Annotated in this window: 11 protein-coding genes, 8 tRNA genes and 1 pseudogene; 14 read left to right on the plus strand and 6 right to left on the minus strand. The window is 41.8% G+C overall.

Features of this window, described 5'->3' with window-relative positions; all coding sequences use genetic code 11:
* The first annotated feature begins 36 nt into the window (after positions 1–36).
* From ACTNES_RS10830 to ACTNES_RS10860, 7 genes are all read left to right on the plus strand, one after another.
* Positions 37–109, plus strand: a tRNA-Asn gene (locus ACTNES_RS10830).
* Positions 110–142: 33 nt separating this feature from the next.
* Positions 143–214, plus strand: a tRNA-Glu gene (locus tag ACTNES_RS10835).
* 49 nt (positions 215–263) lie between these two features.
* A tRNA-Thr gene (locus ACTNES_RS10840) sits at positions 264–336 on the plus strand.
* 4 nt (positions 337–340) lie between these two features.
* A tRNA-Ile gene (locus tag ACTNES_RS10845) sits at positions 341–414 on the plus strand.
* A gap of 15 nt (positions 415–429) precedes the next feature.
* Positions 430–503: transfer RNA gene (locus ACTNES_RS10850), tRNA-Asp, on the plus strand.
* Between the two features lie 38 nt (positions 504–541).
* Positions 542–614 (plus strand) — tRNA-Val (locus ACTNES_RS10855).
* A 3-nt stretch (positions 615–617) separates the two neighbouring features.
* Positions 618–704: transfer RNA gene (locus tag ACTNES_RS10860), tRNA-Leu, on the plus strand.
* 147 nt (positions 705–851) lie between these two features.
* Here ACTNES_RS10860 and ACTNES_RS10865 read toward each other — a convergent pair.
* The 3 genes from ACTNES_RS10865 to ACTNES_RS10875 all read right to left on the minus strand — a co-directional run bounded on the left by ACTNES_RS10865 (position 852) and on the right by ACTNES_RS10875 (position 1,911).
* The gene (locus ACTNES_RS10865) at positions 852–1,064 is read right to left on the minus strand and encodes a FeoA family protein (protein ID WP_291804089.1); all 213 of its coding nucleotides are present in this window, start codon (positions 1,062–1,064) and stop codon (positions 852–854) included.
* Positions 1,065–1,446: 382 nt separating this feature from the next.
* A complete protein-coding gene (locus ACTNES_RS10870) occupies positions 1,447–1,647 on the minus strand; it encodes a ribbon-helix-helix domain-containing protein (protein WP_216458624.1) in 201 nt (66 codons plus the stop codon).
* Between the two features lie 153 nt (positions 1,648–1,800).
* Positions 1,801–1,911: a DUF6783 domain-containing protein gene (locus ACTNES_RS10875; protein ID WP_441039269.1), complete on the minus strand. Its 111-nt coding sequence runs from the start codon at positions 1,909–1,911 to the stop codon at positions 1,801–1,803.
* A 94-nt stretch (positions 1,912–2,005) separates the two neighbouring features.
* Here ACTNES_RS10875 and ACTNES_RS10880 point away from each other — a divergent pair, with 94 nt between their 5' ends.
* A complete protein-coding gene (locus ACTNES_RS10880) occupies positions 2,006–2,314 on the plus strand; it encodes a DUF6809 family protein (protein WP_216458625.1) in 309 nt (102 codons plus the stop codon).
* A gap of 311 nt (positions 2,315–2,625) precedes the next feature.
* Here ACTNES_RS10880 and ACTNES_RS10885 read toward each other — a convergent pair whose 3' ends face one another.
* Positions 2,626–3,390 (minus strand): FadR/GntR family transcriptional regulator, encoded by a 765-nt coding sequence (locus ACTNES_RS10885; RefSeq protein ID WP_216458626.1) that lies wholly within the window; start codon positions 3,388–3,390, stop codon positions 2,626–2,628.
* Positions 3,391–3,947: 557 nt separating this feature from the next.
* Positions 3,948–5,687 (minus strand): ABC-ATPase domain-containing protein, encoded by a 1,740-nt coding sequence (locus ACTNES_RS10890; protein ID WP_291816349.1) that lies wholly within the window; start codon positions 5,685–5,687, stop codon positions 3,948–3,950.
* 243 nt (positions 5,688–5,930) lie between these two features.
* Between ACTNES_RS10890 and ACTNES_RS10895 the strand changes: the two genes are divergently transcribed.
* The 4 genes from ACTNES_RS10895 to ACTNES_RS10910 all read left to right on the plus strand — a co-directional run bounded on the left by ACTNES_RS10895 (position 5,931) and on the right by ACTNES_RS10910 (position 11,515).
* A complete protein-coding gene (locus ACTNES_RS10895) occupies positions 5,931–7,322 on the plus strand; it encodes an aminopeptidase (RefSeq protein WP_216461033.1) in 1,392 nt (463 codons plus the stop codon).
* A 293-nt stretch (positions 7,323–7,615) separates the two neighbouring features.
* A complete protein-coding gene (locus tag ACTNES_RS10900) occupies positions 7,616–8,347 on the plus strand; it encodes an ABC transporter ATP-binding protein (protein ID WP_216461035.1) in 732 nt (243 codons plus the stop codon).
* 107 nt (positions 8,348–8,454) lie between these two features.
* A complete protein-coding gene (locus tag ACTNES_RS10905) occupies positions 8,455–10,290 on the plus strand; it encodes an efflux RND transporter periplasmic adaptor subunit (protein ID WP_300333686.1) in 1,836 nt (611 codons plus the stop codon).
* Entirely contained in the window at positions 10,283–11,515 is a 1,233-nt protein-coding gene (locus ACTNES_RS10910) for an ABC transporter permease (protein WP_291807778.1), read from the plus strand. The genes ACTNES_RS10905 and ACTNES_RS10910 overlap by 8 nt, the downstream gene beginning before the upstream one ends.
* On the opposite strand, the gene ACTNES_RS10915 is transcribed toward ACTNES_RS10910, so the two are convergent.
* Complete coding sequence (locus ACTNES_RS10915) at positions 11,501–11,641, minus strand: DUF6783 domain-containing protein (protein WP_320813492.1); 141 nt, start codon at positions 11,639–11,641, stop codon at positions 11,501–11,503. The genes ACTNES_RS10910 and ACTNES_RS10915 overlap by 15 nt on opposite strands.
* On the opposite strand from ACTNES_RS10915, the pseudogene ACTNES_RS10920 reads away from it, so the two are divergent.
* Both ACTNES_RS10920 and ACTNES_RS10925 read left to right on the plus strand, forming a co-directional pair.
* Positions 11,591–11,701 (plus strand): annotated as a pseudogene (locus ACTNES_RS10920) (DUF6783 domain-containing protein); the annotation flags it as partial. The gene ACTNES_RS10915 and the pseudogene ACTNES_RS10920 overlap by 51 nt on opposite strands.
* 120 nt (positions 11,702–11,821) lie before the next feature.
* A tRNA-Arg gene (locus ACTNES_RS10925) sits at positions 11,822–11,895 on the plus strand.
* Positions 11,896–11,954: the final 59 nt, after the last annotated feature.

The raw sequence follows: 11,954 nt of genomic DNA on the forward strand, positions 1-11,954 counted from the left end.
CAACATGTATGTAGTTTTGAAGGTGCAAACCTTTATTCCTCCTTAGCTCAGTCGGTAGAGCATGCGGCTGTTAACCGCAGTGTCGTTGGTTCGAGTCCAACAGGGGGAGTTCTCGGAAACGAGTATTTACAATTTAATTTTTGGCTCCATGGTCAAGCGGTTAAGACACCGCCCTTTCACGGCGGTAACAGGGGTTCAAATCCCCTTGGAGTCATTTAAATAATGGAAAATGAGATTTTTGTGGCTTGATTCTGTTGCAACATGCCGATGTGGCTCAATTGGCAGAGCAGCTGATTTGTAATCAGCAGGTTATCGGTTCGAGTCCGATCATCGGCTTTTTGGACCTTTAGCTCAGTTGGTTAGAGCAACCGGCTCATAACCGGTCGGTCCTGGGTTCGAGTCCCCGAAGGTCCACTTTTCAATTATTTTGGCCCAGTGGCTCAGTTGGTTAGAGCGCCGCCCTGTCACGGCGGAGGTCGAGAGTTCGAGTCTCTTCTGGGTCGTTAGCAATTGGCTGACGAATTTACTAATTGCTTTTTATGGAATCTTAGCTCAGCTGGGAGAGCATCTGCCTTACAAGCAGAGGGTCATAGGTTCGAGTCCTATAGGTTCCATATGCCGCAGTGGCGGAACTGGCAGACGCACAGGACTTAAAATCCTGCGGGACTTATACTCCCGTACCGGTTCGATTCCGGTCTGCGGCATGATTTTAAGTGAGAGAAACGTTGATTTTACAGCGTTTCTCTCACTTTTTTGCTTATTGGACATATTTGCTGAAAAAATAAAGCAGATGCGAATATCAATGTTAGATCAATAACAAGGATAAGAACATCTGCTTTACTTTTTACAATTTATACCTGTATTCTGTCTGCGACTTCATTTCCGAGAACAATCTTACGATCTGCAGAGGAAATGATCAATGAGTCGTGGAATTTCTGGAGAACACGGACCGTGCTGCCTTCGTGGATATCCATATCGTGCATAGCCTTCATAACTTCTGGCAGTCCGAACATCCATTTAATTGTGTAAGTGTTTCCCTGACTGGATTTTGATAATGAATGCATAAAAACAACCTCCTTGCATAAAATAAGACGGGTAAATAGAGCTTACCTGTTGCTGAGAACAGAGTAAACAGTAATGTTTACCTGGTGCAGGTATACGTAAACAGATACCTGAAATTGACAGAGACACATGGAAACGGATTACCATAAAACTACTAAAAGTTAATGTCAGATAATTTGTTTCTATTGTTGAAATAATTGTATATCTACAAGTGCCAGTTCGTCAATTATAACATTATTTTATACAATAATTGAATAACTATTCATTTATTCAGATATTTCCAGGAACATTCCAAGGTCGAATAGACAAAATTACGCAGGAATGTTGTAAAGGGCTGCCAGAAATATTAATGGTTGATGATATACCAATTATAATTGATAGAATTTACTCTACAAATTTCAGATTGTTAAGAGCATAGCGAAGAGCCATGCACATTAGCTCATTTCTGGAACGTCCGCTTTTGGCAGATAATTTATCATATTCTTCCTGAAGTTCACGTTCAAGACGAATGGTCATAGTAATAGATTTATCCTCTTTTTTATCAGCAGATTTTGGCCGGACAATAAATAATTCATTGTTTGGCATAAGTATCCCTCCTGTATAATATGATTCTTCTGATGCATCAGGAAGTGTGTTACTGTATAAAAGATGAACAGTAACAACTATAACGTTATAATATAAAGTATAATCACATTTTGTTGACATTGATATAACACAAATTTATAATATTTATTAGTGTTACAATACGAAGAAATGCTGTTTATAAGCGCTAGAGCATGTTTGAAAAAGGCTTTCTGCAAGATGTGCGTCACAATTTTTGGGAGATTTTGGGAATGATTTTTCAAACACGCTCTAAAACGGGGAATGCTTATATTATCAGTATGCGGAAGTGGATAAATTTTATCCGCCTGATTAAATGTTTTAGAGAGCAAGAATAAAATTTATGAAAAGTGTGATCCAGAAATTGTACGATGTGTACATGAATGAAAATGGTGGGACAGATAGTAAAATGGTGACAAAGATCGCAGGAAATCTGTGCAAAGAGAAAAAAGAAGCTGCCTATCAATGTTATCGGGAGCTCAGAGATAAACTGAGCGAAGATCTGGCAGGGGAACTGGACTTATTAATGGATAAACAACTGGAAATTTATCCACAGGAACTGGAGGAGAGTTTTGCAGTAGGATTTAAAACAGGTGCCAGATTGATGTGTGAGATTTTGTCTGAAGAAGCAGATGATGGAAAAGACAGATGATGGAAAAGACAGATGATGGAAAAGACAGATGATAGAAAAGACAGATGATAGAAAAGACAGATGATAGAAAAGACAGATGATAGAAAAGACAGATGGTGGAAAAAGACAGATGATGAAAAAAGACAGATGATAGAAAAAGAGAATTAAGACAAGGATAAAAGAATATCAGTAAATTAATAATATCAGATACTGATAAATATAGTATCTTATATTATTGGTTTTAAATATAATTTTTAAATAAATTGCAAAACAGATGCTTGAACCAATTGGATTTGGATCAGATAAATTAGTACAGATTGAAAGATTCTCTATTAAACGGGATCTGAATTAGTTGCAGGGGTATTATCATTGAGCGTATCTGAGTTTATAAGTTCATCGATGCTGATCTCTCCTAAAAGACGCTCAATTGTATGCATATGTTCATTCATAACTTTCTCGGCGAGAGAAGAATCCTTTTCGGTGATGGCATGGACGAGCCGTGCATGCTGAGAGTCTATTTCTGGTGCTGTACTGTTCTTCTGCATGAAATAGGAGCGGATTCCCGTGATCATATTCTCGGTAAGCTGTGAGGAAGCGTTTAGTACACTCAGAATCAATGGATTGGCGGAAATCTGTGCAATCTTCAGGTGCAGGTCACGGTCCAGATCACCGCGGATTTTTTCATCCTGGGTACTGTCCAGTTTGGCGATGATGAGCTGAAGTTCTGCAGCATCTAGTGGTGTGCAGTTCTGGGCAGCAAGAAAAGCAGCTTTACTTTCCAGTGCACCTCGAAGCTGTAATGCATCCTGAATCTTACTGTTATACATCTGAAACAGAATGGATAACGGTTCAGTGAGACAGTTGCGAAGATCTGCTGCAATATAATTGGCACCACCATGTACGCTGACTGTGATTCCAAGCAGGGAAAGAGCTTTCAGTACTTCGCGCAGTGCTGGTCTTGAAATGCCAAATTCTTCGGCCAGAATACGTTCTGCCGGAAGTGCATCTCCCGGTTTCAGTTCACCGTTCTGTATTTTCTCGATGATCTGTGTCAGAACATCGTTAAATGTGCTGGTTTTATCTATTTTTCTAAACATCTATTTTCCTCTTTCTTAACCTTTCATTGTATATCTGAATACAGGTATACAGTTATTGTCACTGTTCACTCTACACACGGTAATATGATTCGCAATACACAGGCTTTATGATGATCGCATAAAGCTGCGCTGTATGTCGCGGAATAGTGGTATGTGAACAGCAATCATTTATTTAATATTATAACGGATTAAAAGATAGATGCAACCGATTCTTGCAAAATTCGAGATGTGTCAGCATTTTGGATGTTTCTGTTTATACATCACTATACTGTAGGATATTTTGATACATATGTGCAAAAATCCCGCAAAATCAACATTCTTTGCAGTTTTTTTATAAATTTTATACTTTTATTAGAAATTAGACAAATTTCTCTCACATTTATAAGTTATGATATTTACATCTTAAGGAAATGACAGACCTTAAGAGAAAATCTTTCCTTTCCCTAAAAAGTGTAAAATGAACAGTGAATCACCGCTTAACCGACAAGATCGCCGGAGAAGCGGTGATTTTGTTATATATACAGGTGTAAAAATCCGGTAAACATGCTTATTTTAAGTTAAGGGCGTCTGTATCGATTGAAGCAGGCATAAATCTCCTGAAGTCTTGGGACGGCATAGCCGCAGGCAATATTCTGGTTATCTGCAAAGAATGACAGGCCATGCAATGTGAGGTTTTTTTGCAGATATTTTACAATTTCCGGCAGAGTATGTTTACCATCTATCAGGTGTTCAACTGCGTATTTCAGCAGGAGACTTAATGCAGCAGTCTGCTCGGTGTCGATCAGCTGTTCTGTATAGCGAAGATCAATTTCCTGTCTGCCAAGAGAGAAACCATCTGTTTTGGAAACTTTGGTTTTCAGACGCTCAGGTCTGGAAGAGGAATCAGATCCATGTTTATGACCGTTATGCTGAGGACGACTAGAAGGTACAGTTGCTTTAGTCATGATTCGATGACTTTGCGGAAGATGGAATTCCGAAGCCTGAACAGTGGGCAGAGGATACTGACTGCAGAGTTTTTTGACAGTCGCAGTAATATCTTTTGGAATGTAGTTGTCCATCTGAATGACTGTGTCTGCAATATGAAAGAACGCACCAGAACTTCCTGCAACCAGGATCGTGGAGATACCGGCTTTTTCGTAGAGGTCACGGGCACGCTCCAGAAATGGAGTGATCGGCTCTTTTTCACGCTTAATCACCTGTTGCATAAAAGTATCACGGACCATAAAGTTTGTGGCAGAGGTATCTTCATCAAGAAGAAAAAGATGACTGCCGGCTTCCATGCTCTCTACAATACCGGCTGCCTGAGAAGTGCTGCCGCTGGCGTCCAGGGTGGAGAAGCAATGAGTATTTTTTTTATTTGGAAGATCATTAATGAACAGGGAAATATCAACATCTTTGATGAAACGACCATCTTCAGAACGAAGTTTGACGGCTGTGTCATCTGTGATCACATATTCGCGTCCATCCCCCGGGATATGGTTATATATACCAAGCTCAAGAGCATTCAGAAGTGTGGATTTGCCATGATAACCGCCGCCAACGATCAGAGTGATTCCTTTCGGAATGCCCATTCCGGTAATGGTTCCTTTGTGTGGAAGATTCATGGAAATACACAGACTTTCGGGAGCGGTAAACGGAATGGAGTCCTTCATTGGACGGGAGGAAATACCGCTTTCCCTGGGGAGGATGGAATTGTCTGCGACAAAGGCACAGAGATTTCGTTTAGACAGTTCATGACGGATAAAATCCTGATCTTCAGCGAGTTCGATATAGTTACGTAATTCCTGTGCATTCAGGCTGGAATAGAAGAACGATTTCTGGATACATACAGGCAGAAAGTCAAAAAGAATCTTTTCCAGTTCTGTGGCGTTGATAGTTCGTCCGTTAGCAGGAAATCCTACAAAAAAACGGGCAGTGATTTCTTTTTCATTTATTTCACAGGCTGTTCTTGAGAGAACTTCCTGACTGCAGTGGCTGACAGTGATCAGTCCGCTTTTGCCGGAGCCTTTGGCGCGGAAACTGAAATGATTGATCTGCTTTTCAAACTGACGTGTGAGATAATCACAGAGAGTTGTCCGGGTGAGAGGATCTTTGTAATATTCTTCGGGAAATCGGGCATTTTTGTGAGAAATCTGAACGCTTACATGAGAGGGAGATGCGAAAGGGTCGCCCTGAACATGGTCGATGGAGAGGAGATAATTTCCAAACTGATAGACTCCTTTCAGACTTTTATATGCAGGGTAACTTTTTCGATTTATGGAATGGAGCTGCTGTCGCAGTTCTTCTGAATGATTCATGGGGGAACCTCCTTGTTGTTTTGAGATAATTATCTGGAATAATATTAACTATAATAGAAGCAAAGGGAATTGTCCAGTTGTGTGATGCAGAACGATGAAGCGTATTATTATAGCTGGAGTAAACAGCAACCCTGTAGAGAAAAAATGTAAATATTTTTATTATATGGAAAAATACAGCAGGATGTTTTATAATAAAGAAAGCAATACTATGAATGACAGTCATAAAGAAAGGCGGAACATCAGATGGAACGTAGAAATGCATGGCTTTCTTATACAGAAGCAGAAGAAAAAGAATTAGAAAAGGTGGCAGACGCATACCGTAATTTCCTCAATGTTGGTAAAACAGAGCGTGAATGCGTGACACAGATCGTGAAAGAAGCACAGGCGGCTGGCTATGAATCTCTGGAAGAGAAAGCTGCAAAGGGTGAGAAATTGAAAGCCGGAGATAAAGTTTATACAGTAGGAATGAAGAAGATCGTTGCACTTTTCCATATCGGTCAGGAAGATATTGAGAAAGGTATGAATATTCTGGGAGCACATATTGATTCTCCACGTCTTGATATCAAACAGAATCCATTGTACGAGGATACTGATCTGGCATATCTGGATACTCACTATTATGGTGGTGTTAAGAAATACCAGTGGGTAACACTTCCGCTTGCGATCCATGGTGTAATAGTAAAGAAAGACGGAAGTATTGCAGAAGTAAATATTGGTGAGGATGAAGATGATCCGATCGTATATATCACAGATCTTCTGATCCATCTTGCGGGAAAACAGATGCAGAAGAAGGCTACTGAAGTGATCGAAGGTGAGAATCTTGACATCCTGATCGGCAGCAGACCGCTGAAAGATCTCCCGGATGATAAGAAGAAAGATGCAGTTAAACAGAATGTACTGAAAATCCTGAAAGAGAAATACGATATGGAAGAAGAGGATTTCCTCTCCGCAGAACTTGAGATCGTACCGGCAGGCAGGGCAAGAGAATGCGGTCTGGACAGAAGTATGATCGCTGCTTATGGACAGGATGACAGAGTATGCGCATACACATCTCTGCTTGCAATGCTGGAGATGGATGCACCGAAACGTACCTCCTGCTGTCTGCTTGTAGACAAGGAGGAGATTGGAAGTGTGGGTGCAACAGGAATGCAGTCCCGTTTTTTCGAGAATGCAGTGGCAGAGCTTCTGGATGCAATGGGAAGCTATAGTGAACTGAAATTAAGAAGAGCACTGAAGAATTCAAGTATGCTTTCTTCTGATGTAAGTGCAGGATATGATCCATCTTATGGCGAAGCATTTGAGAAAAAGAATGCTGCTTATCTCGGTCGTGGTATCGTTCTGAACAAGTTTACCGGAGCAAGAGGCAAATCCGGTTCCAATGATGCAAATGCAGAGTATGTGGCAAGAGTAAGAAATATTTTTGATACACATGAAATTGCATTCCAGACTGCAGAGCTTGGTAAAGTAGATGTTGGTGGCGGTGGAACGATCGCGTATATTGCGGCTCTTTATGGCATGGAAGTAATTGACAGTGGCGTGGCAGTGCTGAGTATGCATGCTCCGTGGGAGATTACAAGTAAGGCAGATGTTTACGAAGCTAAAAAAGCATACAAGGCATTTCTGCTTGACGCATAAAGAGGATTTGCATAAAGCAGATTATGAGCAGGCAGTGAAGCGTATGCTTTTGTCCGCTTGATAAAGGAATTTTTGTGGATCGTCATAATATAAAAAAAGTGAAGGGATTACAGCTTCAGTTTCGTTATGATTAACAGAGACTTGTAGATTCCGCAGATAAGGACAGAGCTTTTGGGGAACCGGGTTCTGTCCTTTTTTGAAGGCTGGCTGAGAATCTTTGATCAATAGGCGGTGATGTGGCTTATGGTTAGACAGATGAGGTTGTGGGGTATGCAAGATGAATGGAGGAGAAAATGGAAGAAGCGCTGATCAGAGTGAAAGATTTGTGTAAGATATATAATCCCGGTGAGAATGAGGTGCGGGCGCTGGACCATATTAATCTGGAAATCGATAAGGGCGAATTTGTTGCCATTATCGGACAGTCAGGTTCAGGAAAGTCTACATTTATGAATATGCTGGGATGTCTGGATGTACCCACTTCAGGGGAATATTTTCTGAATGGCACAGATGTGTCTACGATGGAGGATAATGAACTGTCCGAAGTCCGAAACCGGGAGATTGGATTTATTTTTCAGGGATTTAATCTGATATCCAATCTGACTGCGATTGAGAATGTAGAGCTCCCGTTGGTATACAGAGGAGTGGACAGGAAGACCAGACATAAGCTGGCAGTGGAATCACTGACTATGGTTGGTCTGGAGAAACGTATGGATCATAAACCGAATGAGATGTCCGGAGGACAGCAGCAAAGGGTTGCTATTGCCCGGGCGCTGGCAGCACAGCCGCCGGTTATTCTGGCAGATGAGCCAACCGGAAATCTGGATTCTGCTTCCAGTAAGGAGATTCTGGAGATTCTTAAGAGCATGCATAAGCAGGGGAAGACAGTCATACTGATTACTCATGATAATGGAATTGCGGCACAGGCAAGGCGTGTGGTGAGGATTATTGACGGTAAGATAGAGTCAGATTTCATAAACGAAAACTATGGGAAAGAAGAATATGTAAAGAATCAGCTGGATGCGTAGGCTACAACAGCTGATGTGAAGAATATAGATCTGAAAATAGCAGCAAGTATATACATTTTATAGAGAATATGGTGTGAAAATGGTCTTGAGGAGGAAGAAATAAAGTTATGAAAAAAAAGAAGAGCAAGAAAAAAATTGTGATCGGAGCGGCGGCTGTTCTGGTGATCGCAGGCGGTGTTACAGTAGCAGGACAGAGAAATTCAAAAGAGGAACAGATTCCGCAGGTTCCGGTGGTGACTGCTGAAACGGGAGATGTGGAAGAGATTGTAGATGCCACGGGAACTGTGGGCAGCGAAGAAGAAAAGACGTATTATTCTCCGGTAAATGCAGAGCTGAAGGCAGTTACTTTTTCACAGGGAGATGTGGTAAAGAAGGGTACAAAACTTATCGAGTTTAATACCAGGGATCTGGAAAAAGATAACCAGAAAGCAGAGTTGAATTTGAAATCAACAAAATACGATACAACGGATACAAGAAAGAAATCCGATAAAGCAGAGAAGAAACAGAAAGATGCCAAAAAGAACGTCCAGGATCTTGAGCAGAAAATCAAGGACAAAAAAGCTTATGTAGCTTCTCTGAAATCACAGATCTCAGCAGCTACGGCAGCGGCTCAGCGTCAGGCAGCAGCACAGGCGTCCGCACAGGCCGCAGCACAGGCCCAGGCCCAGCAGCAGGAAGCACAGGCAAAAGCACAGGCCGAGGCAAAGAAACAGCAGGAGATCCAGAATCAGTATCAGGCAGCACTTTCTACATATCAGACAGAGACGCTTCCACAGTATCAGAAGAAGCTGGCAGATTTAAATATACAGTATAATCAGGCACAGAGTACTTATAATCAGACGGATACTGCGTATCAGATCGCATTTGCAACATGGCAGGCGGATTCTTCAGATGAGAATCTGCAGGCACTGAATGAAGCAGAATCTTCCAGAACACAGGCACAGCTTGCTATGCAGCAGGCGAAACAGGATTACGATGATTGCAGGTCGCAGACTCCTCAGATGCCGACACTTGCCGATTTTACAGGAAGTGACTCTGCTTATTCAGGGGGATTCTCAGATGGATCTGACGGAACAGATACAGATGATGAAGAGGATGATTCCTCAGAGGATTATGATTACAGTGGAAGTGATACCAGTACAGCTACTGCAGATACTTCTGCTTTGGAAAGTGCGATGGAGAAAGCAAGTGATGAGCTTGCAGAGCTTCAGTCTGACCTGGCTTCTGAGAAAGCAATCGCAGATGCGGATCCTACAAGCCTGACAAAAGAAGAGAAGGAGAAATTGAAAGTAACGGATAATCTTTCTGAACTGGACGCAAAGTCTGCGAAAGAGCTGGTAGAAGAGGGAAAGAAGGGAATCACTGCAGAATTTAATGGAATTATTTCCAAGGCTGACATTAAAGAAGGGGCAGCAGTTTCACAGGGAATGGAACTTTTTACCATTCAGAATACAGATAAAGCAAGTGTGGATGTGACACTTTCCAAGTATGATTATGATACAGTGAAAGAAGGACAGACTGCGGATATTACAATGGGTGATCAGACATACCAGGGTACCGTGACGAAGATGAGCCATATTGCAGTGCAGAATGAGAAAGGAACACCGGTTATTTCTGCTACTGTAAGTATTGATAATCCGAACGATGATATTTTTCTGGGAGTGGATGCAAAAGTTAAGATTCATGCGGCATCTGCGAAGAATGTGGTGACTCTTCCTGTAGAAGTGGTCAATATCGGCAAGGACGGATCTTTTTGTTATGTGATCGAGGATGGACTGGTGACTAAGAGAAATATTACAACCGGAATCAGTTCAGAGGATTATATAGAAATAAAAGAGGGAATCAAAGAGGGAGAAGAAGTTATTTCTGATCTTGGTGATTATACAGAGGGAATGCAGGTACAGGCAGTTTCCGAGCAGTCAGGAGAGGATGCCAATGAGTAATCTGTATGAATATATTAAAATGGCAGTCCATAATATTATGGCAAATAAAGGCAGATCTTTTTTAACTATGCTTGGTATCATCATCGGTATTGCATCTGTAATTGCTATTGTATCAATTGGTGAGGGAACCAAGAATCAGATGAACAGTGAGATCGATGATATTGGCGGTGGACAGATTGCAATCAGTGTGAGCAGTGATGCGCAGACTGCGGAAGAATATATCACTGCAGATGATGTAGAGGCAGTCCGGGAGCTGGATGGGATTGAAGGAGTGAATGTTTCAGATTCTTATGATGGTGAGACGACTACTGGCAAAGGAAACTTTACTCTTATGGTTACAGGTGAGGGACCGGATGCAAAGCTGCTGAATAATGCGACAATGAAACATGGCGTTTACTTTGGCGAGAATGAAGTGCAGGAGGGGAAGAATGTCTGCGTTCTTTCAGACTCTGATGCAAAACGGCTTTTTGGTACGGATGATGTTGTGGGAATGAGTCTGGATGTAAACTGCTACGGTCTGACAAAGAGCCTGAGAATCTGTGGTGTGACGACACAGAAGGAGAATGGAACTTTTGTAAGTTATACTTACGAGGGAATGCCGGTAACTGTGAATGTGCCATATACGACAATGAATGAATTCACCGGAACATCAGATTATTTTTTCTCTATGAGTATACAGGCGGATAAAAGTCTGGATAGTCAGAGTATTGCAGATAAAGTGGTAAATCTGCTGGAGAAAAGACATCAGTGTGCAGGCGAAGATTATTTCCAGGTACAGAGTTTCCAGGATATCATGAGTTCCATGAATCAGATGTTGGATATGGTGACTGCGTTTATCTCTTTTGTTGCAGGAATTTCTCTGCTGGTTGGAGGTATTGGTGTTATGAATATTATGCTGGTATCTGTAACAGAGCGTACCAGAGAGATTGGTATCCGTAAATCACTGGGGGCAAAGACTTCATCAATTATGCTTCAGTTTCTGGCAGAGGCGGCGATTCTGACAGTGATCGGTGGTCTGATCGGAATTGTGCTGGGAGTAATTGGAGGATATGCGATTTGTTCGATCATAAGCAGCAGTATGGGAATGACCATTACTCCGGGAATCAGTTTGAAGACAATCATGGCGGCAACATTGTTCTCCTGTGCAGTAGGGGTGTTCTTTGGAATCTATCCTGCAAAGAAGGCTGCGAAACTCAGTCCGATTGAGGCGTTAAGACGGAACTAGAGTGCTAGAGCGTGTTTGAAAAATCATTCCCGCAATCTGCACGCTCCACTTTGCGGTATATTTTGCCCGAATTCGGTTGTCGTAGCCCGCTACGACGCCCTCATCCGAACAAAATCTCCCACAAATTGTGACGCACATCTTGCAGAAAGCCTTTTTCAAACATGCTCTAGAATTGTTGTAAAATAATAAATTTTACCGATCAAAAGAAAAAATAAAAAAAATTCAAAAAAAGTGTTGACAAATGAACCAGTATAGAGTAGAATACTCATTGTTGTGAGGGACACGAGATAAGAACTTCACAAGGATGTGCGTTTAGCTCAGCTGGATAGAGCGTTTGGCTACGGACCAAAAGGTCGGGGGTTCGAATCCTCTAACGCACGCTAAAACCGCTAGAAATCAAGGCTTCTAGCGGTTCTTTTTTTGTCTTGACAAGGCTATT

It is taken from the genome of Blautia sp. HCP3S3_D9, from assembly GCF_052063845.1.
Lineage (GTDB): Bacteria > Bacillota > Clostridia > Lachnospirales > Lachnospiraceae > Blautia_A.

Coding starts and splice junctions, on each gene's coding strand:
- ACTNES_RS10865 (WP_291804089.1), bottom strand. CDS start 1,064: ATGCATTCATTATCAAAATCCAGTCAGGGAAACACTTACACAATTAAA.
- ACTNES_RS10870 (WP_216458624.1), bottom strand. CDS start 1,647: ATGCCAAACAATGAATTATTTATTGTCCGGCCAAAATCTGCTGATAAA.
- ACTNES_RS10880 (WP_216458625.1), top strand. CDS start 2,006: ATGAAAAGTGTGATCCAGAAATTGTACGATGTGTACATGAATGAAAAT.
- ACTNES_RS10885 (WP_216458626.1), bottom strand. CDS start 3,390: ATGTTTAGAAAAATAGATAAAACCAGCACATTTAACGATGTTCTGACA.
- ACTNES_RS10890 (WP_291816349.1), bottom strand. CDS start 5,687: ATGAATCATTCAGAAGAACTGCGACAGCAGCTCCATTCCATAAATCGA.
- ACTNES_RS10895 (WP_216461033.1), top strand. CDS start 5,931: ATGGAACGTAGAAATGCATGGCTTTCTTATACAGAAGCAGAAGAAAAA.
- ACTNES_RS10900 (WP_216461035.1), top strand. CDS start 7,616: ATGGAAGAAGCGCTGATCAGAGTGAAAGATTTGTGTAAGATATATAAT.
- ACTNES_RS10905 (WP_300333686.1), top strand. CDS start 8,455: ATGAAAAAAAAGAAGAGCAAGAAAAAAATTGTGATCGGAGCGGCGGCT.
- ACTNES_RS10910 (WP_291807778.1), top strand. CDS start 10,283: ATGAGTAATCTGTATGAATATATTAAAATGGCAGTCCATAATATTATG.